General features: G+C 39.8%; 20 protein-coding genes. 18 read left to right on the forward strand and 2 right to left on the reverse strand.

Features of this window, described 5'->3' with window-relative positions; translation table 11 throughout:
- The first annotated feature begins 22 nt into the window (after window positions 1–22).
- From IGI67_RS00490 to ileS, 17 genes are all read left to right on the forward strand, one after another.
- Entirely contained in the window at window positions 23–394 is a 372-nt protein-coding gene (locus tag IGI67_RS00490; RefSeq protein ID WP_207108557.1) for a DUF3397 domain-containing protein, read from the forward strand.
- A 168-nt stretch (window positions 395–562) separates the two neighbouring features.
- Complete coding sequence (gene mraZ / locus IGI67_RS00495; protein ID WP_207108558.1) at window positions 563–994, forward strand: division/cell wall cluster transcriptional repressor MraZ; 432 nt, start codon at window positions 563–565, stop codon at window positions 992–994.
- Between the two features lie 15 nt (window positions 995–1,009).
- The gene (gene rsmH / locus IGI67_RS00500; RefSeq protein ID WP_429956422.1) at window positions 1,010–1,963 is read left to right on the forward strand and encodes a 16S rRNA (cytosine(1402)-N(4))-methyltransferase RsmH; all 954 of its coding nucleotides are present in this window, start codon (window positions 1,010–1,012) and stop codon (window positions 1,961–1,963) included.
- A 5-nt stretch (window positions 1,964–1,968) separates the two neighbouring features.
- Entirely contained in the window at window positions 1,969–2,346 is a 378-nt protein-coding gene (gene ftsL / locus IGI67_RS00505) for a cell division protein FtsL (RefSeq protein ID WP_429956423.1), read from the forward strand.
- A complete protein-coding gene (locus tag IGI67_RS00510) occupies window positions 2,347–4,536 on the forward strand; it encodes a penicillin-binding transpeptidase domain-containing protein (protein WP_429956424.1) in 2,190 nt (729 codons plus the stop codon). It abuts the gene before it with no gap.
- Window positions 4,537–4,551: 15 nt separating this feature from the next.
- Window positions 4,552–5,514, forward strand: a complete 963-nt coding sequence (gene mraY / locus IGI67_RS00515) for a phospho-N-acetylmuramoyl-pentapeptide-transferase (protein ID WP_207108562.1) — start codon at window positions 4,552–4,554, stop codon at window positions 5,512–5,514.
- Between the two features lie 14 nt (window positions 5,515–5,528).
- Complete coding sequence (gene murD / locus IGI67_RS00520; RefSeq protein ID WP_429956425.1) at window positions 5,529–6,893, forward strand: UDP-N-acetylmuramoyl-L-alanine--D-glutamate ligase; 1,365 nt, start codon at window positions 5,529–5,531, stop codon at window positions 6,891–6,893.
- Between the two features lie 9 nt (window positions 6,894–6,902).
- A complete protein-coding gene (murG, locus tag IGI67_RS00525) occupies window positions 6,903–7,994 on the forward strand; it encodes an undecaprenyldiphospho-muramoylpentapeptide beta-N-acetylglucosaminyltransferase (RefSeq protein WP_429956426.1) in 1,092 nt (363 codons plus the stop codon).
- Window positions 7,995–8,003: 9 nt separating this feature from the next.
- Window positions 8,004–9,104, forward strand: coding sequence for a cell division protein FtsQ/DivIB (locus IGI67_RS00530; protein ID WP_429956427.1), 1,101 nt, complete (start codon window positions 8,004–8,006; stop codon window positions 9,102–9,104).
- Window positions 9,105–9,269: 165 nt separating this feature from the next.
- The gene (gene ftsA, locus IGI67_RS00535; RefSeq protein WP_207108566.1) at window positions 9,270–10,595 is read left to right on the forward strand and encodes a cell division protein FtsA; all 1,326 of its coding nucleotides are present in this window, start codon (window positions 9,270–9,272) and stop codon (window positions 10,593–10,595) included.
- 21 nt (window positions 10,596–10,616) lie between these two features.
- Window positions 10,617–11,855 carry a cell division protein FtsZ gene (gene ftsZ, locus IGI67_RS00540; protein WP_207108567.1) on the forward strand — a complete coding sequence of 413 codons (1,239 nt, stop codon included), beginning with the start codon at window positions 10,617–10,619 and terminating at the stop codon, window positions 11,853–11,855.
- 14 nt (window positions 11,856–11,869) lie between these two features.
- Window positions 11,870–12,547, forward strand: coding sequence for a YggS family pyridoxal phosphate-dependent enzyme (locus tag IGI67_RS00545; RefSeq protein WP_429956428.1), 678 nt, complete (start codon window positions 11,870–11,872; stop codon window positions 12,545–12,547).
- 9 nt (window positions 12,548–12,556) lie between these two features.
- Complete coding sequence (locus tag IGI67_RS00550; protein ID WP_207108569.1) at window positions 12,557–13,189, forward strand: cell division protein SepF; 633 nt, start codon at window positions 12,557–12,559, stop codon at window positions 13,187–13,189.
- Window positions 13,190–13,202: 13 nt separating this feature from the next.
- The gene (locus IGI67_RS00555; RefSeq protein WP_207108570.1) at window positions 13,203–13,478 is read left to right on the forward strand and encodes a YggT family protein; all 276 of its coding nucleotides are present in this window, start codon (window positions 13,203–13,205) and stop codon (window positions 13,476–13,478) included.
- 12 nt (window positions 13,479–13,490) lie between these two features.
- Window positions 13,491–14,273: an RNA-binding protein gene (locus tag IGI67_RS00560; protein WP_207108571.1), complete on the forward strand. Its 783-nt coding sequence runs from the start codon at window positions 13,491–13,493 to the stop codon at window positions 14,271–14,273.
- A gap of 22 nt (window positions 14,274–14,295) precedes the next feature.
- On the forward strand, window positions 14,296–15,003 hold the full coding sequence (locus IGI67_RS00565; protein ID WP_207108572.1) for a DivIVA domain-containing protein: 708 nt from the start codon (window positions 14,296–14,298) through the stop codon (window positions 15,001–15,003).
- A gap of 439 nt (window positions 15,004–15,442) precedes the next feature.
- Window positions 15,443–18,229 (forward strand): isoleucine--tRNA ligase, encoded by a 2,787-nt coding sequence (ileS, locus tag IGI67_RS00570; protein ID WP_429956429.1) that lies wholly within the window; start codon window positions 15,443–15,445, stop codon window positions 18,227–18,229.
- Window positions 18,230–18,445: 216 nt separating this feature from the next.
- Here ileS and zwf read toward each other — a convergent pair whose 3' ends face one another.
- Entirely contained in the window at window positions 18,446–19,960 is a 1,515-nt protein-coding gene (gene zwf / locus IGI67_RS00575) for a glucose-6-phosphate dehydrogenase (protein WP_207108574.1), read from the reverse strand.
- A 174-nt stretch (window positions 19,961–20,134) separates the two neighbouring features.
- Entirely contained in the window at window positions 20,135–20,782 is a 648-nt protein-coding gene (locus IGI67_RS00580) for a metal-dependent transcriptional regulator (RefSeq protein WP_207108575.1), read from the reverse strand.
- Window positions 20,783–20,991: 209 nt separating this feature from the next.
- On the opposite strand from IGI67_RS00580, the gene gltB reads away from it, so the two are divergent.
- Window positions 20,992–25,488 carry a glutamate synthase large subunit gene (gltB, locus tag IGI67_RS00585; protein ID WP_429956430.1) on the forward strand — a complete coding sequence of 1,499 codons (4,497 nt, stop codon included), beginning with the start codon at window positions 20,992–20,994 and terminating at the stop codon, window positions 25,486–25,488.
- Window position 25,489 lies beyond the last annotated feature (1 nt).

Genomic DNA, 25,489 nt, shown 5'->3' on the forward strand with positions numbered 1-25,489 from the left:
GTTTGAAGAGGAAGGACTGTGTTTGTTGGCATCATTTTCACCAATTTTATTGTTATGGTACATTTTTCCAATTATCGTCTTTTTAGCGTCTGATTATATCATAACAACTTTCAAATTAAAACAACGCTTCAATTTGAAAACGCCAGATATTACTGTGCCATTTTTAATTGTGGGAATGCACGAAATATCAAAAAGCATCAGCTCGTTTTCGATTTTACCATATTTTTTACTAACTATTTTATTATTGGGCATTAGTGTGGTTGTTTTTCAAGCCTATCGGTATCGCGAAATCATGTATGGGCGTTTCTTTAAAATGTTTTGGCGCTTAACGTTTTTACTATCGGTTTTAGTCTATTTTATTTTGATTATCGCGAGCATTATTAATGCCTTATAATTGAAAAAAACTTTAAAAAAACTCTTTATTACCACCTTATTTCCTGCTAATACGGTATGGTTAGGAAAGGTCAGGAAACTGTTATTTTTGTTTTTTGTAAAGTGTGGTAGATTGTGGGGGATTGTGGTAGACTAATCTCATGCGGTGGTAAAAAGGGGTGGAGTCTAGATGTTCATGGGCGAATTTCAACATAACATTGATGCAAAAGGACGATTGATCGTTCCATCAAAGCTACGTGAACAATTAGGCGAGAAGTTTGTTGTCACCCGCGGGATGGATGGGTGCCTATTCGGTTACCCTTTAACCGAATGGAACCAACTAGAAACAAAGTTGAATGACATGCCACTCTCTAAGAAAGATGCGCGGGCGTTTGTTCGTTTCTTTTACTCCGCAGCTACCGAGTGTGAAATTGATAAACAAGGGCGAATTAATATACCAGTGTCACTACGCAATCATGCGTCTATTGAAAAAGAATGTGTAATCATTGGTGTAGCGAATCGCATTGAAATTTGGGATCAAGCACGATGGAATGATTTTACAAAAGAAACAGAAGCTAGTTTTGATGACATTGCAGAGACAATGGTCGATTTTGGATTTTAGAGAAGAGGATTATCAATGACAGACTTTCAACATACAACCGTTTTGCTACGCGAGACAGTTGATGGTCTAGCAATCAAACCAAACGGTATTTATGTTGATTGTACATTAGGCGGAGCTGGTCACAGTGAATACTTACTGAGTCAGCTGAGCTCAGATGGACATCTTTACGCTTTTGATCAAGATCAAAAAGCAATCAATCATGCGAAAATTCGTTTAGCCGAATATGTCGATAAGAATCAAGTGACCTTTGTTAAAGCGAACTTTAGAGATCTTGCGACAGAATTAAATCGTTTAGGCATTACAGCAGTTGACGGAATTTTATACGATTTAGGAGTTTCTTCGCCGCAACTTGACGAAGCAGAGCGTGGATTCAGCTATCATCAAGATGCTCCGCTAGATATGCGAATGGATCAAGATGCTCCGTTGAGCGCGTATCAAGTTGTCAATAATTATTCTTACCATGAACTAGTAAAAATTTTCTTTCGCTATGGTGAAGAAAAATTTTCTAAACAAATTGCACGTTTGATCGAACGTAAGCGTGCAGATAAACCGATTGAAACGACAGGGGAACTTGTGGATGTGATCAAAGAAGCTATTCCTGCTCCAGCACGTCGTAAGGGTGGTCACCCTGCCAAACGCGTCTTTCAAGCTATACGTATTGCTGTGAATGATGAGCTTGGTGCAATTGAAAGTTCTTTGGAACAAGCGATTGATATTTTGGCTGTCGAAGGCAGAGCGAGTGTGATTACTTTCCATTCACTAGAAGATCGAATCGTAAAAACAATATTTAAAGAATTCAGTACACCTAAGGATATGCCGCCAGGCTTACCCATAGTACCAGAAGAATTCCAGCCGGTATTAAAACTGGTTAATCGCAAGCCGATTGTTCCTTCAGATGAGGAATTATATGAGAATAATAGGGCGAGAAGTGCAAAATTGCGGATCGCTGAGAAAGTGAAGAAAGGATAGGAATTATGGCAGAATTAAATAATAATCAACAGTTTCACTTTGATTCTCAGCAAGAAGAGATTCATCAAACGCCAGATTCTTTCAAAGTCTTCGTTTCTCTGGGAGATCGCTTAAAGAAAATTACACGAGTGGAAAAATTTGCCGTGTTAGCCTTCTTAGTAATGCTGATTGGACTATCGATTGTGATGGTCAATTACCGTAACGAAATCAGCAAAACCCAAAACGAGATTACTAGTATTCAAACTGATATTGATGCGAAAGAAAAGACAGCGACACAATTGCAACAAGAAAAAAGTGAATTGTCTCGTTCAGATCGTCTTAAAGAAATTGCTGAAAAAGCAGGACTTTCGATCAATGATGCGAATTTAAGGAAAGTGAAGTAGATGAGCTTTAAAAGGCTAAAAAGAAAAATCCGAAAAAAGAATTTGACTCCGATGAACAATCGCAAAAAAGTAGGCGTTATTTTGTTTGCTACGAGTATTGGATTGTTCTTTTTATTTGCCGTTCGCATGATTTATGTAGTGGCGGGCGGTCATGTTGCAGGGACTTCGTTAAAAGCTAAGACTGAAGAACTTTATCATGGTGGTGAGGTTGTCAAAGCTAAGCGAGGTACAATCTATGATCGTAATGGAGAGGTCATTGCAGAAGATGCAACTTCTTATTCAGTATATGCGATTCTTTCAGAAAGCTATGTTTCAGGAGAAGAAAAGCTTTATGCCCAAGAGAAAAATTTTGATGAATTAGCTTCTATCTTACATAAGTATTTAGGCATTAAAGAAAAATCAGCATTAAAAACTCTGAAAAGCGGCGTAAATAGTGATGGAACAAGCAAGTATTATCAAGTTGAATTTGGTAATAAAGGGAAAAACATTTCTGAAGAGACAAAACAAAATATCGAGGATGCGATGAAAAAGGCTAAAGTAAAAGGACTTTATTTCACAGATCATACTGATCGAATGTATCCTAATGGAAACTTTGCCTCTCATTTCATCGGATATGCCCAACCGGATAAGAAAGAAAATTTAATTGGGATGATGGGTGTCGAAGCGGCCTACGATGATGTCCTAAAAGGGAAAGACGGTAAGATAGTCTATCAAAAAGATGAAAATCAACGTCCTATTCCAGGCAGCGTCGCTGAAGAAAAAAAGGCAGTAGATGGTGAAGATATCTATACTACCCTAGACGCAGGACTGCAAGGTTATTTGGAAACTTTAATGGATAAAGTCAATTCAGAAGCAAAGCCTACTGAAATGACTGCAATGCTGATGCAGGCGAAAACAGGAGATATTCTCGCTATGTCTCAACGACCAACATTTAATCCTGAGACCAAAGAAGGTTTAGGCGAATCTGATGCATGGCGGAATTTTCTAATAGAAGATAGCTATGAGCCAGGGTCGACAATGAAAGTTTTTACCACATCTGCAGCAGTCAATGAAGGTGTCTTTAATGAAAATGAAAGCTATGTGTCAGGTAAAATTCAAGTAGCTGATGCAACTATCAATGACTGGGATTTAGGAAAAAAAGGAATTTTGACGATGCGTCAGGCATTATCTTGGTCTAGTAACGTAGGAATGGTTAAGCTAGAAGAACGATTAGGTGATCGATGGCCCGAATATGTAAAACGATTTGGTTTTGGTCAAAGTACTTATTCTGGCCTGCCAGGTGAATCTAAAGGAACATTGCCGACAAGTAATATTGTTGACCAAGCAATGAGTTCGTATGGACAAGCAATAGGGGTAACGAATTTTCAAATGATGCGCGGTTTTACAGCTGTAGCAAATGATGGGAAAATGCTACAGCCTCATTATATCGAAAAAGTTTCTAATCCTAATACAGGTAAAGAAATCGTTACAAGACCAGAGGTGGTTGGCGAACCAATAACGGCTGAAACTGCTCAAAAAGTTCGTGAATATATGCGGGATACCGTTGAGAGTGAAAACTATGGCTCTGCTTACGATCAATACAAAGTACCTGGATATCATATTTCTGCCAAAACAGGTACAGCACAAATTGCAGAGAATGGCAGATATTTAACAGGTGAAACAGCCTATATTTATTCAATTGCATTAATGGTTCCTTCAGAGGATCCTGAATACATTTTGTATTTAACATTGAAGCAACCTCAAGAAAATAAAGAGGGAATTATGGGTGAAATTGCAAATCCGCTATTAAGTCGTGCTATGGACTTTCAAAATAATGAAACGGATTCTGCTGATGAAGAAAGTAATACTAAGGTTACTGTGGAAGACTACCGTAATCTTACCACTTCTAAAGCTGCGGCAGATGCTAATAAACGTGGAGTATCAGCGGTAGTAGTCGGGGACGGAGATAAGATTATAAAACAATCTGCGAAACCAGGCGAGAAGGTTATGGCAAATGAACATTTGATATTGTTGACAGATGGCAAGAAAGAAATGCCGGATGTTCGCGGCTGGTCAAAGGCAGATATTTTAAAATTAGCAAATTTGCTAGATATTGATGTCAGCTTTAAAGGAGATGGCTATTGCACGAAGCAAAGTATTGCTCCTTATGCAGAAGTATCGAAAAAGAAATTGAAAATTACGTTAGGTTAGACTGGAGAGGAAAAAATGCAACCGGCACAACTTTTTATCGCTTTTGCCAGTAGTTTCGCGATTACTGTTGCAGGCATGCCTTTTATAATCGGCTATTTTAGAATGAAGAAACAAGGACAAGAAATTCGTGATGAAGGTCCAAAATGGCATAATTCCAAAGCAGGAACTCCTACAATGGGAGGTTTAGGATTTTTAGCTGCTGCGGTGATCACTGCAATTTGGTTTAGTCTTTGGACACATCAAATGACGACTTCGCTATTCATTTTAGTGTTTGTATTATTACTATATGGAATCATTGGGTTTTTAGATGATTTTATCAAATTATCAAAAAAACAAAACGAAGGTCTGACTTCGAAACAGAAATTTATTGCGCAAGTTGTTGTGGCTATTGTTTTTTATATCATCTATCGAATGGAAGGTTATCCAAATACCTTAAACTTCTTCGGCATTAATTTGCCGTTAAACATTGTGTATGGCTTATTCGTGATTTTTTGGTTGGTCGGTTTTTCAAATGCGGTAAATTTGACTGATGGTATTGATGGATTGGTATCAGGCTTAGGCACCATTTCTTTTGCAGCTTATGGTATCATCGCATGGAAGCAGCAACAGTATGAAGTTCTAATCGTGTGCTTGGCTGTAATGGGCGGACTAGTTGGTTTCTTTCCCTATAATAAAAAGCCAGCGAAAATTTTCATGGGAGATGTCGGTTCTCTTGCGTTAGGCGGGCTGTTAGCAGCCGTTTCGATTGTATTACATCAAGAGTGGACTTTATTGTTAGTTGGCTTGGTTTACATTTTTGAAACAGCAAGCGTGATTATTCAAGTCACTTCCTTTAAAATGACAGGGAAACGTGTTTTTAAAATGTCACCATTGCATCACCATTTTGAGATGTCAGGCTGGTCGGAATGGAAAGTGGATACGGTGTTTTGGGCAATTGGACTCATTGCATCCATCATTGTTTTATTGATCGTACTGTAGGAGATGACTAGGAAATGAAGCAAATTAAACAATATGAAAACGAAAAAGTATTAGTATTAGGATTAGCGAAGAGTGGATTTAGTGCGGCCAAGTTATTGAATGACTTGGGCGCACTTGTTACGGTAAATGACGGAAAGCCCTTTGAAGAAAATCCAGAGGCTCAAGGATTATTGGAGCAAGGTGTACGTGTGATCACCGGACATCATCCAATTGAACTATTAGATGAAGATTTTTCGTTAATGGTAAAAAACCCTGGTATCCCTTATGACAATCCTTTAGTAGCGAAAGCTGAAGAATTGAACATCCCAATTTTGACCGAAGTGGAGTTGGCTTATCAAGTCGCAGAATGTCCAATCGTTGGTATCACTGGAACGAATGGTAAGACGACAACAACGACCATGATCGGTCTATTGTTGAATCAAGAAAGAGCAACAGGTAAAGCACATTTGGCTGGTAACATTGGCTTCCCTGGTAGCGAAGTGGCTGCTAAAGCTACAGCAGATGATGATATCGTTATGGAACTTTCAAGCTTTCAACTAATGGGCATTAGAGATTTCAAACCCCAAATTGCGGTTATTACAAACATTTATGAAGCACATCTAGACTATCATAAGACTCGTGAAAATTATGTGGCGGCTAAATGGGCCATTCAAGAGAACATGACTGCTGATGATTATTTAGTCTTAAACTGGAATTCTAAAGAATTGCAACAGATGAGTCAACGAACAAACGCACAGGTCGTTCCTTTTTCAACAAAGGAAAAATTGGCTGACGGAGCTTATTTAGAAAAGGGCGTACTATATTATAAGGAAGAAAAAATCATGGATGCTTCTGAACTAGGAGTGCCAGGAGCTCATAATATTGAGAATGCTTTAGCAGCGATTGTCGTGGCAAAATTGAAGGGTGTTACTAGTGAAGGAATACGGGCGGCATTAAGCAATTTTCACGGTGTTCCTCATCGAACGCAATATGTGGATACGATCAATGGACGGAAGTTTTACAATGATTCAAAAGCTACCAATAGCTTAGCAACTGAAATGGCGTTAAGCGGCTTTGACAATGAGCGTTTGATTCTATTAGCCGGTGGATTAGATCGTGGGAATGGGTTTGATGAATTGATTCCATCTCTTGAGGGTGTCAAGGCAGTTATTCTATTTGGTGAAACAAAAGAGAAGCTTGCTGAAACAGCAAGACGAGCCGGCGTTCAAACGATCATTTTGACATCAAATGTTGAAACGGCTGTTCCGTTGGCCTATGAACAAAGCGACATTGGCGATAGCATCTTATTGTCTCCCGCCAATGCAAGTTGGGATCAATATCCAAACTTTGAAATTCGCGGTGATAAATTTATGAATGCTGTGAAGCAATTAGAAAAGTAGGGAAATGAAATGAGAATACTTGTTACAGGCGGTGGCACGGGCGGACATATTTATCCAGCCTTAGCATTCATCCGCTACGTCCAAAAAATCCAACCTGATTCTGAATTTCTATATGTTGGAACACATCGGGGATTGGAAAATAAAATCGTGCCTGAAACAGGCATCTCTTTTAAAACGATCAAAATTCAGGGATTCAAACGGAAACTTTCGCTTGATAATTTAAAAACAGTTCAACTCTTCATTGAGAGCATCAGACGCTCAAAGGAAATCTTGCGAGAGTTCCAACCTGATGTTGTAATTGGAACCGGGGGGTATGTCTCTGGATCAGTGGTATATGCAGCGGCTAGGATGAAAATACCGACGATTGTTCATGAACAAAATAGCGTTCCAGGGATTACGAATAAGTTTTTAAGTCGTTTTGCTGATAAAATAGGTATCTGTTTTCCTGATGCGAAACAATATTTTCCAGAAGCTAAAACCGTTTTGGTAGGAAATCCACGAGCACAAGAGGTTGCGACTAGCGGTAAATCAGATGTTTTAGAGCAGTACGGTTTGTTGCCTGATGTTCCTACCGTTCTGATTTTTGGAGGCAGTCAAGGTGCGCTTAAAATAAACCAAGCAGTTATTCAGGCGTTACCACAATTTTCTCAAAAAGAATATCAAGTGTTATATGCATCAGGTGATCGTTATTATAACGAGATATCAGAAAAATTTGATGTAGGAAAAATTAGTCGCAATCTTTCGCTTCAACCGTATATTAAAAATATGACAGATGTTATGGCTAATGTTGATTTATTGATTGGGCGTGCTGGAGCAACGTCAATTGCAGAATTCACTGCTTTAGGTTTGCCGGCTATTTTAATTCCGAGTCCTTATGTGACGAATGATCATCAAACCAAAAATGCTCAAAGCCTTGTGAACGCGGGTGCTGTCAGAATGATTGCAGATGCTGATTTGACGGGTGAAAATTTAGTGAATGCAGTAGATGAGATCATGAAAGATTCGGAAAAAAGAGAGATAATGGCGAAAGCATCACGTCAAGAAGGCATACCAGATGCAGCAGAGCGCCTGTGGCTGCTGGTCAACGAAATCGTCAAATAATTTTAGGAGGTGAGGATCATTAGTCGTGAAGAGTTTCCAGAAGAAAATAAAGAACAAGAAGATAAGCCGAAGCAGGAAAATTTAACTCCTTGGCAATTGGCAAATATGGAGTATCTGAAACAAAAGGCTCTTGAAAATGGCGAACCTGAAATACCGTCTAATACTTCTGAACAATTGGTAGAGATATCAAACACTAGTGAACCTGCTGATGATAAAAATGAAGAGACGGATTTTGAGGATTTGCCAACTGCTGAAAATGGTGCGGAGAAAGATGAAGAAGAACCTGTCAAAGGACCAAAAAACGGCTCTTTTTTAGAGCGACTGCCAAATATTAAACATGAACGAAATCGACGTCTCGTACGACGATCGTCGATTTTAATTGGGTTATTTTCGATTCCCGCAATATTACTATTGTATTACATATCACCCTTAGGTAAGTTAGGTGGAGTGAGTGTAAAAGGTAATGAAAAAATTTCGGCGGAGATAATAAAGAAAGAACTCAATTTTACTGTTGGGGATAATCTGTGGAGTCAATATTTCGATCGCAAAGATAATGTGAAAAATTTAAAGAGACAAGAGCTTCAAATTGAAAATGCCGAAGTCCATATTGATGGTTTCAATCATTTCGAGGTTCAGGTTAAGGAATATCCGGAAGTTGCTTATTTGGAAAGTAATGGAAAATATTCTCCTGTGATATCAAACGGAAAGATCATTCCGATCGAAGTTGAGAAAAGTGATGGCGAGTTGCCTATTTTAGAAAACTTTACTGGCTCAAAAAGAATCTTAAAAGTTTTAGAAGGCTATAAAAAGTTAACCGAAGAAGTCAAACAGGGTATTTCTCAGATAAAATATGCCCCTACAAGTGAAAATAAAGAATTATTGGAAATTTTCATGAATGATGGGAATAAGGTTTTAATAAGCATCAGGGATTTAGGAAGTAAAATGAAATATTATCCTCAGATCGCTAAGGAAATGAATGATAAGGAGATCAAAGGTGTAGTCGATATGGAAGCAGGAATATACAGCTATCCTTATAATGAAAATTCGGCTACGGAGGATTCGACACAAGACTCAATAGATCAATCTGAAACGCCAGTTGGAAATGATTAAATTTATTACAAGAAAATGTTGAATCTTCTTTTTCATTCTGGGCAAAATGTGTTAAAATTGAAGGCAGTGAATTACTTGCAAAAAATTATATTTCATGCTTAACAGTAACTTAAAATATAAAATCTGAATAAAGCATTTATTTGAAAATAGGAGGGAATCCCATTCATGGCAAAAGCAGGAATGTATGTAGGCCTTGATATCGGGACAACATCGATAAAAGTTGTTGTAGCCGAGTACATCGATAGCCAAATGAATATCATTGGTGTTGGAAACGCAAAATCAGAAGGAATCAATCGTGGGATTATCGTAGACATCGATAAAACAGTACAGGCGATTCAACGAGCAGTAAAACAGGCCGAGGAAAAAGCTGGGATTCAGATTAAAAGTGTCAGCGTAGGACTGCCTGCCAACTTATTAGAAGTTGAGCCTTGTCAGGGTATGATTGCTGTGAATAATGAATCAAAAGAGATTATGGATGATGATGTTCGTAATGTCGCTTCAGCAGCAATGGTTCGTTCGGTTCCTCCTGAAAGACAAATAGTTGCACTATTGCCTCAAGAATTTACCGTTGATGGTTTTGAAGGAATCAAAGATCCACGAGGAATGATTGGTGTTCGTCTTGAAATGTTCGGATTAGTATTTACAGGACCTAAGACCATCATTCATAACATTACAAAATGTGTTGAAAAAGCGGGATTAACTGTTGCTGAAACAGTAATCACTTCCTTAGCCTTAACTGAGTCTATCCTATCTGATGGCGAAAAAGATTTTGGTACGATCGTAATTGATATGGGTGGCGGGCAAACAACGACCTCAGTTATGCACGACAAGCAACTAAAATTCACTCACGTGGATCAAGAGGGCGGAGAGTTTGTTACTAAGGATATTTCGATTGTTCTAAATACGTCATTCAACAATGCAGAGGCGTTAAAAATCAATTATGGAGATGCATACCCAAGCAGAACATCAGCGGATGAAGATTTCCCGGTTGATGTGATTGGAAAAACTGATCCAGTTAAAGTTGATGAACGCTATCTTGCTGAGATTATTGAAGCACGTTTAGAACAGATTTTCCGTAAAGCCAAAGAAGCACTAGATGAAATCGAAGCACTTGATTTACCAGGCGGTGTTGTACTGACCGGTGGTGCAGCAAGCTTGCCAGGTGTTGTTGACTTGGCTGAAGATATTTTTGGAACGACAGTAAAACTGCACGTGCCAAATCAAATGGGTTTGAGAAATCCAGTCTTTACAAATGTCATTAGTATCGTCAATTACTCAGCCGAATTAAGCGATGTTTATCATTTGGCAAAATCGGCTGTAACAGGGGAAAAGGTATCTTTATCTGCTTCACCACAACCAAATGCTGTTTCTACGGCACCTGTATATGACGATTACGAAGCAGCGAATGATTACGAAGAAGAAACAAAACCAAAAAATGAAGAAAAAGTTACCGGGAAGATTAAAGACTTCTTCTCTAATATTTTTGACTAATTTGTAGGAGGAATAGAAAATATGGAATTCTCAATAGATAACAATATTAACGAAGGTGCGGTTATTAAAGTTATCGGTGTTGGCGGCGGCGGTGGCAATGCTATCAACCGGATGATCGAGGAAAACGTCAAAGGCGTGGAATTCATTGCGTCAAACACTGATGTACAAGCTCTTAAAAATTCAAAAGCAGAAACAGTTATTCAATTAGGCCCTAAATACACACGTGGTTTAGGTGCTGGGTCACAGCCTGAAGTTGGTCAAAAATCAGCAGAAGAAAGTGAACAAGCAATCCAAGATGCATTAGAAGGCGCGGATATGGTCTTCATTACTGCTGGTATGGGCGGCGGCACAGGTACAGGTGCTGCTCCGATCGTTGCAAAAATTGCTAAAGAACTTGGTGCCTTAACAGTCGGCGTTGTTACCCGTCCGTTCAGCTTTGAAGGACCTAAACGTGGTCGCTTTGCGGCAGAAGGTATATCCTTATTAAAAGAAAATGTGGATACATTATTGATTATCTCAAATAATCGTTTACTTGAAGTTGTCGACAAGAAAACTCCGATGCTTGAAGCCTTCCGTGAAGCAGATAATGTTTTACGTCAAGGGGTTCAAGGAATCTCAGACTTGATCACAGCTCCTGGATACGTGAACTTAGACTTTGCTGATGTGAAAACAGTGATGGCCAATCAAGGGACTGCCTTGATGGGTATCGGTGTTGCCAGCGGTGAAGATCGTGTAGTTGAAGCAACGAAAAAAGCGATCTCTTCTCCATTATTAGAAACATCTATTGATGGAGCGGAACAGGTGTTGTTAAATATCACAGGTGGTTTAGACATGACTTTATTCGAAGCACAAGATGCTTCTGATATTGTTGCAAGTGCAGCAACAGGTGATGTGAATATTATTTTAGGTACATCAATCAGCGAAGAATTAGGCGATGAAATTCGCGTTACAGTAATTGCGACTGGAATTGATCCAACAAAAAAGGAGCGTAAGGCTACTCGTAACACACAACGTGCTAGCCAAATCCAATCAGTTCCACAAAAACAAAACTTAGATATTGAGCCTGCAAGAAACAACGAAGGTCAATCTGCATTTGGTGAATGGGATATTCGAAAAGAAGAAAATATTCGACCAAAAGTTGAAGAAACGCAATTTGATAATATCGAAAAGAAAGAATTCGAGACATTCAATCGTGAAGAAGTAAAACCTGAAAAAGACGAAGAACTAGATACACCACCATTCTTTCGCCGTAGAAAATAAAAGGGGGAGAGCACATGATCGCTGAAAACTTGCATAAAATCGAGCAAGAAATTCAGGAGTCGTGTGCTCTTGTTTCACGTAACCCACAGGAGATTACTATGGTTGCGGTGACCAAGAGTGTCGACTCCAATACAGCAAATGAACTCGTTGAATTAGGCGTTTCGGATTTAGCAGAAAATCGAGTAGACAAATTACTGGAGAAAAAGCAAAGTCTTTCACAGCATCAACATATTAAATGGCATCTTATTGGTAATTTACAGCGCCGCAAGGTAAAATTAATTATAAATGAAATTGACTACTTTCATGCATTAGATAGTTTGCGTTTGGCACAAGAAATTCAAAAACGTGCAGAACATCAAATAAATTGTTTCGTTGAAGTAAATATCTCTGGGGAGGAATCGAAGCATGGCATCAGTCCAGCAGAGCTTTATTCCTTTATCAAAGAATTGGAAGGTTTAGATAAAATACACGTGATTGGTTTGATGACGATGGCTCCTTATGAGGCAGATCAGCAAGAAGCTCAAGCTATTTTTTCTACTCTGAAAAAACTTCAAGAAAGTGTGAAAGAACAAAACTTGCAGTATGCGCCATGTACAGAATTAAGCATGGGAATGAGCCAAGACTTCAAAACGGCAATTGAAGAAGGTGCCACATTTGTTCGCATCGGAACGGCACTATTTAGGAAAGGTTAGGTAAAGTTAATGGGAATTAGTCTTGCAAAGATCACTGATTTTTTTGGTTTAGCAGATGATGATATGTATGAAGAAAAAGCACCTGCCCCAAAGAAGCAGGTTAGCCGCCCACAAAGCGCGCCTAAAAAGGAACGCGTAACGGCACGTTCCACATATCAAAAACAAGAACGACCAAAAGAAAGAACACAAAAGAAAGTACAAGAAAGAGTACAGCCAGCTGTTGAGATTCAAACTAATCGACGAGCTGAAGCTGTTATGAAAAAGGCAGAAAGCATGCCCAAGAAAAGCGAAAAAGTTGTTTCAATGCCAAACAATACTAGTAGGGCACAACGACTTGCACCAAGAATGGAAGAAAAAAAGAAAGACCGTATTTCTGTGGTTGAACCAAAAGCCTACAACGAAGCTATGACAATTGCAAAACGTGTAGGGCAAGGTGAAGTGGTCTTGATTAACTTCCAATCTTTAGATGAGATGAAAGCGCGTCGCGTAGTGGATTTTTTAACTGGCGCAGTATTTATGATTGATGGTGATATCAAACGTGTTGGTAATGAAATGTTTTTATGCACACCAACAAACGTTGAGATTGCGAATTCTACATTGAGTTCTATGGTTGATGAAGATATTTATGGATTAGGAATGTAAAGGAGCCGCTTAGTTGAATCTACTTATTACACTTTTTTACTATTTAAATCGTTTAGTTTATCTCTATACGATCCTTTTAGTTGTTTATGCGTTGATGTCATGGTTTCCAGGAGCCTATCAGTCTAAGTTTGGACAACTTTTAGGCCGGATTTGTGAGCCGTTTCTTGATTTGTTTCGACGCTTACCTTTACAATTCGGCGGAATCGATTTTTCAGTGATGGCAGCGATTTTTGCATTAAATATTGCGATGGAGGTTTTACAAAAAATTCTGATCAGTATTATCTATTAAGGAGGTGGCAATATGAATGCGAATGTCTATCAACATTTTAGACCAGAAGAGCATCCATTTGTTGACGGTGTTGGCGATTGGTTGGAACAAGTCGAAAGCCAGTACGCTCCTTATTTGACGAATTTTTTAGATCCGCGCCAAGCGTATATTTTAGAAACCTTGATTCGTGAAAACAGCGAATTGAAATTTTCTTTTTATGGCGGCTATGAACATGCTGAACGATGTCGCTGCATGATTTATCCGGATTATTATGAACCGCAAATTGATGACTTTGAGCTTGTGATGATTGAGATAAATTATCCGCAGAAGTTTACGGAGCTGTCGCATGGAAAAATTCTGGGAACTTTAATGAATGCAGGAATCAAACGCGACTATTTTGGTGATATTATTTCTGATGGTGATCGCTGGCAAATTTTTTTAGCTAAAGAATCTGCTAGCTATATCGTAAATCAGGTAACTAAAATTGGTCGTGTAACCGTTCATTTAGAGGAACGTCCATACACGGATATCATTATCCCTAAAGATAGTTGGATCGAAGAAACGACTACAGCGACTTCGATGCGATTGGATGCAATTATTTCAACGGTTTATAATATTTCCAGACAGCGTTCCAAACAGTTAGTTGAAGCCAGTAAGGTAAAGGTCAACTGGACGGTCAATGAACGTCCAGATTATTTACTTGATTTATTAGATGTCGTTTCAGTCCGTGGATTTGGTCGAATTCAAATTCAGGGCTTAGAGGGAAAAACAAAGAAAGAAAAATTCCGTTTACGCTTAGGCGTTTTACGAAAATAAAATTTATGAGGTGAACAAAAAAATGGCATTAACTCCATTAGATATCCAAAATAAGAATTTCTCCACCAAAATGCGTGGCTATAACCAAGATGAAGTCGATGATTTCTTAGATATGATTGTTCGTGATTACGAGGACAGTATTGCAAAGAATCGTGAATTAGAAAAAGCATTGAAGCATTCAGAAGAAAAATTGGAATACTTCAATGAATTGAAAGAAGCTTTGAATCAATCGATCGTTGTGGCTCAAGATACAGCTGACAAGGTTAAATCTTCTGCAAGCAAGGAATCTGAAGTAATCGTTACTTCTGCACAAAACCGTGCGGATGAACTAATTTCTAATGCTATGCAAAAAGCAAACCTATTAACAACGACTGCTGAAGACAAGGCGAAAGAAATATTAACAGATGCTACGTCTAAAGCCCGTCAACTGGCTGCCGAAACAAATGATTTGAAGAAGAAGACACGTGTTTTCCATCAACAATTACTATTATTGTTAGAAACTCAAATCGATCAAGCACGCAGCGGCGACTGGGAAGAAGTATTGAAACCAATGTCTTCATACGTTGGTGATGGTCATGAAGTTTTGAGAGAAGTTTTGGCCAATGAACTTGACAATGATGCTGAGATTGCAGTAGACTCAGATGAACCAATCATTACCCCCGAACCTCAAGAGGAAGACATGGGATTAACGATTGATATTCCTGAATTAATTAAATCAGACGAAAATTAATCACTCTAGAACAGAAAAGCTGATTAGATTCTTATAGCGAGCCGTTGATAGTGAAAGTTCGGCAGACCCTCTAATGAGAAAGATCCTCTAGATTATTCGATTGTGAACGATTAGTAGCAATCGACGTGTCATTACGTTAACAATGATCAGAGGAAACTTTAAGTTTCAAATTTTGGGTGGTACCACGACAAGCTCGTCCCTTTGCGGATGCGCTTGTTTTTTTGTCATTTTTTCTCCATGCTTCAATGGAATAGGAAAAAATATAGATATGCGAACACGATTTTTTCGTTCTTTTGACATGGTCCTCTGATTTATAGAGAGAGCGGTCATTCGGATCAAATCGTCAAATGCTAAAAACGTAGATGAACAAACAGTATTTCCTCTGATGGTGATTTTCTAATCAGGAATAACTTACAAATAATAAAGGAGACGATCAATAGTGAAGACAAAAGAAACCCTTCAACTTGGAAAAACTGGTTTCCCAATGCGCGGTAATTTACCTAATCGTGAAGCTCAATGGGAAAAGGAATGGGAAGAAAATAATATTTACGAAAAACGTCAAAAATTGAACGAAGGCAAACCAACCTTTGTTTTACATGATGGACCGCCATATGCCAATGGCAATATCCATATCGGACATGCGTTAAATAAAATTAGTAAAGACATTATCGTACGTTCAAAATCAATGTCTGGTTTCCGCGCCCCTTATGTACCTGGTTGGGATACACATGGACTGCCAATCGAACAAGTTCTTACCAACAAAGGAATCAAACGAAAAGAAATGACGATGGCGGAATACCGTAAAAAATGTGAGGAGTATGCTTTATCACAGGTGGATAAGCAACGGGATGATTTCAAGCGTTTGGGTATCGCAGGCGAATGGGACAATCCTTACATCACGCTGACACCAGATTATGAAGCAGCTGAAATTCGTGTGTTTGGTAAAATGGCGGAAAAAGGCTACATCTATAAAGGCTTGAAACCAATCTATTGGTCTCCATCAAGTGAGTCTTCTTTGGCTGAGGCGGAAGTTGAGTACAAAGATGTTAAATCTCCTTCAATTTTTGTTGCGTTTAAGGTTAAAGATGGCAAAGGAATTTTAGATACGGATACATCCTTCATTATTTGGACGACAACACCATGGACCTTGCCAGCAAATCAGGCGATTTCTATTAACAAGGACTATATGTATGTCGTAGTTGAAGAGGCTGGAAAAAAATATGTAGTGGCTAAAGACCTTTTGGATTCTGTTTCGAAGGAATTAGATTGGACAGAACCTAAAGTTATTAAAGAGGTTCCAGGAAAAGATTTTGAATATATGACTGCACAGCATCCTTTTTATGATCGTGAATCATTAGTGATTTTAGGCGATCATGTTACTTTAGAAGCTGGTACAGGACTTGTTCATACATCACCGGCACATGGTGAAGATGACTACTTCGCTTGGAAAAAATATCGCAATGACATTATTTCTCCAGTGGATGATCGGGGTGTGATGACAGCCGAAGCACCTGGCTTTGAAGGTGTCTTCTATGATAAAGCGAATGCGATGGTGACCGACCTACTGAAGGAAAAAGGCGCATTGTTAAAATTAGAATTCTTCATGCATAGCTATCCGCATGATTGGCGAACAAAGAAACCGATCATTTATCGTGCAACACCACAATGGTTTGCTTCGATTGATAAATTCCGTCAAGATATCTTAGACGAAATCGAAAAGGTAGATTGGATTATTCCTTGGGGGAAAACACGTCTGTACAATATGATCCGAGACCGCGGTGACTGGGTAATTTCTCGTCAACGTGCGTGGGGTGTACCATTACCAATTTTCTATGGTGAAGATGGTGAACCAATCATCACGCCAGAAACGACAGAACATGTTGCACAATTATTCGCAGAACATGGTTCAAATATCTGGTTCGAACGTGAAGCGAAAGATTTATTGCCAGAAGGCTTTACTCATCCAAGTTCGCCAAATGGAAAATTTACTAAAGAGACAGATATCATGGACGTTTGGTTTGACTCAGGCTCTTCTCACGAAGCGGTGTTACGTCAACGTCAAAATCTAACGTTCCCAGCTGATATGTATTTGGAAGGCTCTGACCAATATCGTGGCTGGTTCAACTCAAGTATTACCACAAGTGTTGCTATCAATGGTGTTGCGCCTTATAAATCTGTTCTCTCTCAAGGATTTACTCTAGATGGGGAAGGTCGCAAAATGAGTAAATCTCTAGGCAACACGATCGTACCTGGAAAAGTAATTAATCAAATGGGTGCGGATATCTTACGTCTATGGGTTAGCAGTGTAGACTATGAGGCAGATGTTCGAGTATCCATGGATATCTTGAATCAAGTTTCAGAAGTTTATCGTAAGATCCGGAATACAATGCGGTTCTTATTAGCAAATACGAATGATTTTGAGCCAGCTAAGCACGCGGTTGCTTATGAGGAATTGCGTTCAGTTGATAAGTATATGCTTGTTCGCTTAAATGAAGTAATCAAAGCGGTTCGTGAAGATGGATACGAAAAGTATGACTTCACACAAATTTATAAAACGATCGTGAATTTCTTGACGGTTGATTTGTCTTCCTTCTACTTGGATTTTGCGAAAGATGTTGTTTATATCCAAGCAGAAGACAGCTATGAACGTCGTTGTATGCAAACTGTTTTCTATCAAGCAGCGGTTGCATTAACGAAATTATTGACACCGATCATTCCTCATACTACAGAAGAAATTTGGACATACTTGAAGGAAGAAGAGGAATATGTTCAATTGGCTGAATTGCCAGGCTATGAAGAATATCCTAATCAAGCTGAATTGTTGGATACATGGAAAGCGTTCATGGACTTCCGTGATAAAGTATTGAAGGCTTTAGAAGAAGCCCGCAATGAAAAAGTCATCGGTAAATCTCTGGAAGCAAAAGTTACGATCTATCCAAATGAACAGGTCGGAGCATTGCTGACAGCTTTAGATGCTGATCTTGCTCAATTATTGATCGTATCACCTGATTCATTTAGTATTTCGAAAGAGGCCGCTCCATCTAATGCTATGAGCTTTGATGATGCAGCGATCTTAGTGGAAAAAGCAGAAGGCGAAGTTTGTGACCGTTGTCGTCAGGTTCGCACGACAGTCGGCGAAGATGAAAAACTACCAACATTATGTGCCTCATGTGCCCATATCGTTGAAGAAAATTATCCAGAAGCAGTTTCTGAAGGATTGGAATAATATAGAAGAAACACGTATCGATAATTCGGTACGTGTTTTTTTCCCCATCTCTTAAAGAAAGCATAAAAAATCAAGAAGTAAAAACAATGAATCAACCGCTTTAACGGTGTCCGGCTTGACGAACCATCCAGTACCTACTTGGTGTTCAAAAGCTGAGAGAGTTCGTAAAGCTTTTCTAATATAAAAAAGCTGAGAATACTCTCAGCTTTTTGACGTTTAATCTAATTTTCCACGTTCACGATACCATTGGTCTGGCTGCCAGGCCCACTCGTGTCCGTTCTTAGCTAGCAAATCGAAAGCACATTGTGGTCCCATTGTTCCAGCTGCATAATTGGGGAAACCAGGAGTGGTTTGATCCCATGTATTACGGATACGATCAACGATTTCCCATGAGTTGGCCACTTCATCCCAATGCGAAAAGTTAGTACCATCGCCATTTAAAGCGTCCAGTAATAATTTTTCATAAGCTTCAGGACTATTTTCAGTTACTTCAGCACTTTGACGGAAGTCTAATTTTACAGGATCAGTATTGAAACCTTGCCCGATTTTCTTCCCGTTTAAAGTTAAAGAAAAGCCTTCTGTTGGCTGAATATAAATAGTCAAAATGTTTTGCGGTAATTCTTCTCCGTCAGCTTCTTCCTGTTCGAAATTAAAGACGTTCACAGGAACTTGTTTAAAGACGATATTAATACGTGTTCCTTTTTCTGTCATTCGTTTACCTGTCCGAACATAGAAGGGAACACCTGACCAACGGAAATTATCGATCAAGAATTTTCCGGCAACAAAAGTCTCCATTAGTGAATCTTTGGCCACATTTGGCTCATCATGGTAAGCAACAAAATTTTTATCATCTAACGTTCCCGTGTCATATTGACCTCGAACGAAATTTTGCAAGACTTCTTCTGAATCGTATCGACGGATCGCCTGTAAAACTTTTACTTTTTCTTCACGAATCGATTTATTCGAGAAAGAGGTTGGCACTTCCATTGCTAATAAAGCAACGACCTGCAAGATGTGATTTTGTACCATATCTTTTAGTGCACCGCTATGTTCATAGTATCCACCGCGGTCTTCTACACCGAGTGCTTCAGAAAAAGTAATCTGTACATTTTCGATATAACGGTTGTTCCAAAGGGATTCGAAGATATTATTGGCGAAACGAATCACGGAAATATTTTGAATCATTTCTTTCCCTAAGTAATGATCGATCCTGAAAATATCTTGTTCAGGGAAAACATTTCGGATTTGATTATTCAGCTCATTGGCAGAATCGTAATCAAAGCCGAATGGTTTTTCGATCACTAAACGGTTATAGCCAGTCGTCGTCAAAATTTCTTGTGATTTCAGATGGTTGACGATCGTACCGAAAAACTGAGGTGCCATAGCTAAGTAATATATCCGGTTTCCCTGTAAGCCATATTTTTCGTCTAACTCGTCAGCCAATACTTTTAGCTGATCATAATGATCTGTATCATTGACATTGTGTGATAAATAGTAAAAGTGATTAGAGAAATCTTGTGCTTCTTCATCGGTTGGTGCCAAATCTTTGATAGTATCACGAACGATCTCACGATAGTGGTCGTCGCTCCATGGTCGTCTTGCGGTACCGATTACAGCAAAATGCTCTGCTAAATTTCCTTTTTTATATAGGCGAAACAACGAGGGATAAAGTTTCCGCTGCGCCAGGTCGCCAGTTCCACCAAAGATGGTAAATAGTGCTGCTTGTTCCATATGGTTCACTCCTAATTCAAAGTAATGTATTCAATTTACAAGTGGAAAATGATTTTTATAGCCATTCAACTAAAAAGTTTATCACTTATCCTGTCATAACTGCAAAAAGTTGGATCGGTGATTTGATTTTGATCAATTTATCATCCATAGCGCAGAAAAAAGGGGTACTTATCTTTATAAAGCGTCAACAAATATTGTGGATGCGGCTTTGTAGCTGATGGAAACTTTTTTTTGACTATTTTCCAAAGTAACGGGGCCTTCATAGGCCGCAATATTGGTAATCGTGTATTCTTCGTGAATGTTAACACCAAGATCCATCAAGTAATCAAGTAGATCCTTCTCATCCAAAACACGTGCGATTCGAACATTGGTCCCTTCTGGGTAGCTTGCCAATGTCTGACGATCTTTCTCGTGGACGGTTTGATCTTGCTGCGGAATCATTCCGCCATGGGGACAAAAGGTTGGATGATTCAGATAATTATCTAACTTTTGTTCTAATTGTGAGGATGTCACATGCTCTAATACTTCTGCTTCATCATGGACTTCATTCCATGAATAGCCAAGATGATCAACTAGAAAAACTTCCCATAAACGATGTTTACGAACAAGAGTGCTGGCTTTTTCTAAACCAGCCGGTGTCAACTGAACGCCTTGGTAAGGAGAGTGTTCAACTAAGCCTTCTTTTACTAGTTTATTTATCATCTCGCTGACAGAAGCTCCGGAAATGGACAAACCAGCAACGATTTTTTTATTGCTAACTTTTTCTTTATCGCCACCTAATTCTAATATTAATTTTAAGTAATCTTCGCGATTTGGTGTCATTGATGTTCATCCTTTCATAACGAAGCATATCAGATTAAGTTTACCAAATAAATTTTGTTTTTTCCATTTGATTGGTCTTTTCTTTTTAAAGTATCAACCCCTGAATAACAAAGGTAATTAAAAAAAAATTCTAAGAACACTTGCCTATCTTTTTAAAAAAAGGTAGTATATTAAAAATAAATGAGAATTGTCAAACTATTTAAAGGATGATGTCTATGACAAAGCAACAAGTAACAGAAGCCCCGACCATGTATGATCCCTCATTTGAAAAGGATGCATGTGGTATGGGCTTTATTGCTCAGATGGAAGGGAAAGCTTCACATCAATTAGTAAAGCATGCATTAACGATGTTGGAACGGATGAACCATCGAGGGGGAACTGGAGCAGAACCCGAAACTGGTGACGGTGCAGGTATTCTAGCAACGATTCCAGACAAGTTTTTCCAACGAGAAGCAAACGCAGCAGGGATAACTTTGCCTGAACGTGGGCAATATGCTACAGGCATGTTCTTTTTACCAGCAGAGGAAAAGCATAAAAATGGTTTGCAGCAAGCACTCGTGAAGGAGATTGAAGCTGCTGGTTATTTAGTTCTTTGGCAGCGAGACGTACCGTTTCAATATGAGAACTGCGGACCAGGTGCACAAAAAGTTATGCCTAGTTTTGTGCAGTTATTCATAAAGCGGCCATTAGAGGTACAAACGGATCGCGATTTTGAAGACCGCCTGTACCGTTTGCGTCGTAAGCTAGAAAAAACCTACCATGCAGGAGAAATGGCTATTTGCAGCTTATCCAGCAAAACAATCGTTTATAAAGGTATGTTACATGCTTATCAGGTTGGAATTTTTTATGATGACTTACAGGATGAAGATTTTGCGGCAAGTATCGCAGTTGTGCATTCACGATTTTCTACAAATACGTTTCCAAGCTGGGATCGGGCACAGCCTTTCCGTTTTTTAGCTCACAATGGAGAAATCAATACGCTGCGCGGTTCAGAAAATTGGATGAAGAGTCATGGCATCGAGGTATATAACGAGGAAGATTCAGACTCGGCCAAGCTGGAAAATTGTATGGAATACTTGTATCGCAATGGTCGTGATATTCCTCACGCATTGATGATGATGGTGCCGGAGGCTTGGTCAGAAGAGGCCGGTCTGGGTGAAGAGATGACTGCTTTTCAAGAATACAATGCCAGCTTCATGGCACCGTGGGATGGACCTGCGGCACTATGTTTTACGGACGGTGAAATGGTGGGGGCAACCTTGGATCGCAACGGCTTGCGTCCTTCTCGCTACTCAATTACGAAGGACGGCTTTGTTCAAGTAGCCTCAGAATCAGGAGTTGTTGATTTTGCACCATCATCTGTCATTGAAAAAGGTGTGCTGGGACCAGCAAATATGATCTTAGTTGATACCGTCAATGGAAAATTTTATCGCAATCAAGAGATTAAAGAAAAGTATGCAAAAGCTCATTCCTATAAAGAGTGGCTGGCTGAAAACCGCATTGATCTATCGCAGCTTGCTGAAATAAATAAAGAAGAAGCTAGACTGACCGAAAAAGAATTGCAAAGAATGTGGAAGCTGAATGGTTATACCGATGAAATCATTCGCGGCGCGTTATTACAGATGGCTGAAAAAGGAGAAGAACCTGTTCTTTCGATGGGCTATGATTCACCGTTAGCCGTCTTGAGTGATCAGCCACAATCATTATTCACCTATTTCAAACAGCAATTTGCCCAAGTAACCAATCCACCGATCGATGCGATCCGTGAACAATTGGTTATTGGAACAGAGATGTTCTTAGGGCGTGATGGTGATATTCGAGTGGACGATGCGCATAATTGCCAGAAATTGAAGATCAAAAGTCCTGTGCTTAGTAGTGCGGATTTTCTAAAGATTGCTCAATTAAGTACCAAAGAACAAAAAACTGTGACAATCTCAACACTATATCCAATCGGCGGCGGCAATGCTTTAGAAGATGGGCTGGAGCAAATGTTTAAAGAGGCCGAATCAGCAATTGATAATGACTGTACGATCCTGATTCTAAGTGATCGCGGCTCAGAAAAAGCAAAAATGGCGATGCCAATTTTGTTAGCTGTATCCGGTCTGCATAATTACTTAGTACGAAAAGGAAAAGCGTCATTAGCTAGTATTGTCGTTGATTCTGCAGAGGTTTGCGAAGTTCATCATTTTGCGACTTTGATCGGTTATGGAGCCAGCGGAATCCATCCTTATGGAGCTTATGCGACCTTGAATGATTTCAAGATTGAAAATGGCTTGGAAAATTATCGGAAAGCTGCTGAAAAGGGAATCGTGAAAGTCATGTCGCGGATGGGAATCTCGACAATTGCCGGTTATCATGGCGCGCAGTTATTTGAGGTCGTGGGAATCAGTCAGCCTGTGACAGAAAAATATTTCACAGGAACAGCGAGTCGAATCGGTGGACTATCCTTGCATCAAATTGAGGAAGAATATTTGCAGCGACACCATTTGGCCTATGGGCCGCAGCAGAATGATTTGTTGGCTTCAGGCGGAAGCTTTCAATACAAAGCTGATGGCGAGCACCATTTGTTCAACCCGAAGACTATTTACAATTTCCAACAAGCGGTCCGCGCGGGTGATTATCAATTGTTCAAACATTATGTCGAGCAAATGAATCAGGAGGCCTTAGAGGAGCCAACCAATCTACGAGCGTTATGGGAATTCAAAAAAGAGCGTTCTGCGGTGAAGCTTTCCGAGGTAGAGCCTGCTAGCAAAATCGTGAAACGCTTTAAAGTTGGAGCAATGTCTTACGGTTCGCTAAGTGAGGAAGCTCACCAATGTATCGCCGAAGCTATGAACAGCATTGGTGCAAAGTCAAACAGTGGTGAAGGTGGAGAAAACCGCAAACGATTCAAGCCACAAGCAGATGGGAAAAACTACAACAGTAAAATCAAACAGGTTGCTTCTGGACGTTTTGGTGTAAATGCTGAGTACTTAATGAGTGCTGAAGAATTACAGATAAAAATGGCCCAAGGAGCAAAACCTGGTGAAGGTGGACAATTACCAGGGAATAAAGTTTTCCCATGGGTCGCTGAGATTCGCGGTTCAACACCAGGCGTGCGATTGATTTCACCGCCGCCGCATCATGATATTTATTCAATCGAAGATTTAGCCCAATTGATCTATGACTTAAAAGCAATTAATCCTTACGCGAAGATCAACGTCAAGCTGGTTTCTAGTACGGGTGTTGGCACTATCGCTACTGGTGTAGTGAAGGCCGGGGCTGACGTTGTCGTGATTTCTGGTTATGACGGAGGAACAGGTGCTTCGCCGCGAAATTCGATTCGTGACGCGGGACTGCCATGGGAGATGGGGGTTGCAGAAGCACATCAAACATTAGCCATGAATAATTTACGTCAACGGATGACTTTGGAAACAGATGGGAAATTAATGACTGGGCGCGATGTAGCGATGGCGATTTTACTTGGAGCGGAAGAGTATAGTTTTGCTTCACTAGCTTTGGTTGCTATCGGCTGTGTGATGATGCGGGTTTGTAGTTTAAATACTTGCCCTGTAGGTGTTGCAACACAAAATCCGGCATTACGTAAATTCTTTGTTGGCAAGCCGGAGCATCTGATCAATATGATGTATTTCATCGCGGAAGATCTGCGGGAGATCATGGCGGAGTTGGGCTTTAGAAGTATTGATGAAATGATCGGACATACGGAAGTTTTAGAACCGCGTTTTATTGCAAAAGGCAAAGCGAAATCGTTAGACTTCTCAAGGATTTTATCAACGAGCATCGGGATCGAACGCAAAACGGAGGATCCATTTAAAGAAAAACGCGAGTGGCCTGAATTGGATCATTTTGCCGAAGGAGCCATCAAAAATGGCGAACAGGTGGAGATGACTTATCCAATCAATAATGTCAATCGAACAGTCGGTGCACGAATGGGTGGCTGGATTGCCGAGCGATTTGGCAACTATGCACTGACGCCGGGTCAGATCAGATACACCTATACTGGAATTGCTGGACAAAGCTTTGGTTCCTTCATTACACAAGGGATGGAATTGAAGCTGATCGGCGAAGGCAATGACTATGTAGCAAAAGGACTGAGTGGGGGTCGTGTGATTATCGTACCGCCGAAGGATGCTGCTTATGATGTTGAAAATTCACCGATCGTTGGAAATGTTGTTTGCTTCGGTGCGAATCGTGGCGAAGGCTACTTCCGCGGAAAAGCTGGTGAACGATTCTGTGTTCGTAATAGTGGGGCCAATGTTGTTGTAGAAGGAGTCGGGGATCATGGCTGTGAATATATGACAGGTGGGGTTGCCGTCATTTTAGGGCCAACTGGCCGCAACTTCGCAGCTGGAATGTCAGGCGGAGTCGCATATGTATATGATCCAACAGGTACTTTTGCTGATAAATGTAATCTGGAGATGGTAGAGCTTTTCAAATTCGGCGAAGCTGGCGATGATTCGGTCTTAAAAGACATGATCGAGAAGCACTTGGCTTATACCGACTCATTAAAGGCGGCTGAATTATTGAATGATTGGGAAAATGCACAAAAGCATTTTGTCAAAGTCTATCCTAGGGAATATCATGAAATGGTTCGTGTGACAGAGGAATTAGCGAAGACAGGTTTGACTGGTGAAGAATTGATTGAAAAAGCCTTCATCGAAGTGATCGGGGAACAAACAGTACCGGCTGGAAAGGAGCGTGGCTAAT

This window comes from Enterococcus sp. AZ196, from assembly GCF_050498845.1.
GTDB classification, from domain to species: Bacteria; Bacillota; Bacilli; order Lactobacillales; family Enterococcaceae; genus Enterococcus_A; species Enterococcus_A murrayae.

Excerpts from the sequence above, each read along its gene's own strand:
- mraZ (WP_207108558.1), top strand. The coding sequence starts at position 563 with ATGTTCATGGGCGAATTTCAACATAACATTGATGCAAAAGGACGATTG.
- rsmH (WP_429956422.1), top strand. The coding sequence starts at position 1,010 with ATGACAGACTTTCAACATACAACCGTTTTGCTACGCGAGACAGTTGAT.
- ftsL (WP_429956423.1), top strand. The coding sequence starts at position 1,969 with ATGGCAGAATTAAATAATAATCAACAGTTTCACTTTGATTCTCAGCAA.
- IGI67_RS00510 (WP_429956424.1), top strand. The coding sequence starts at position 2,347 with ATGAGCTTTAAAAGGCTAAAAAGAAAAATCCGAAAAAAGAATTTGACT.
- mraY (WP_207108562.1), top strand. The coding sequence starts at position 4,552 with ATGCAACCGGCACAACTTTTTATCGCTTTTGCCAGTAGTTTCGCGATT.
- murD (WP_429956425.1), top strand. The coding sequence starts at position 5,529 with ATGAAGCAAATTAAACAATATGAAAACGAAAAAGTATTAGTATTAGGA.
- murG (WP_429956426.1), top strand. The coding sequence starts at position 6,903 with ATGAGAATACTTGTTACAGGCGGTGGCACGGGCGGACATATTTATCCA.
- ftsA (WP_207108566.1), top strand. The coding sequence starts at position 9,270 with ATGGCAAAAGCAGGAATGTATGTAGGCCTTGATATCGGGACAACATCG.
- ftsZ (WP_207108567.1), top strand. The coding sequence starts at position 10,617 with ATGGAATTCTCAATAGATAACAATATTAACGAAGGTGCGGTTATTAAA.
- IGI67_RS00545 (WP_429956428.1), top strand. The coding sequence starts at position 11,870 with ATGATCGCTGAAAACTTGCATAAAATCGAGCAAGAAATTCAGGAGTCG.
- IGI67_RS00550 (WP_207108569.1), top strand. The coding sequence starts at position 12,557 with ATGGGAATTAGTCTTGCAAAGATCACTGATTTTTTTGGTTTAGCAGAT.
- IGI67_RS00560 (WP_207108571.1), top strand. The coding sequence starts at position 13,491 with ATGAATGCGAATGTCTATCAACATTTTAGACCAGAAGAGCATCCATTT.
- IGI67_RS00565 (WP_207108572.1), top strand. The coding sequence starts at position 14,296 with ATGGCATTAACTCCATTAGATATCCAAAATAAGAATTTCTCCACCAAA.
- zwf (WP_207108574.1), bottom strand. The coding sequence starts at position 19,960 with ATGGAACAAGCAGCACTATTTACCATCTTTGGTGGAACTGGCGACCTG.
- IGI67_RS00580 (WP_207108575.1), bottom strand. The coding sequence starts at position 20,782 with ATGACACCAAATCGCGAAGATTACTTAAAATTAATATTAGAATTAGGT.
- gltB (WP_429956430.1), top strand. The coding sequence starts at position 20,992 with ATGTCTATGACAAAGCAACAAGTAACAGAAGCCCCGACCATGTATGAT.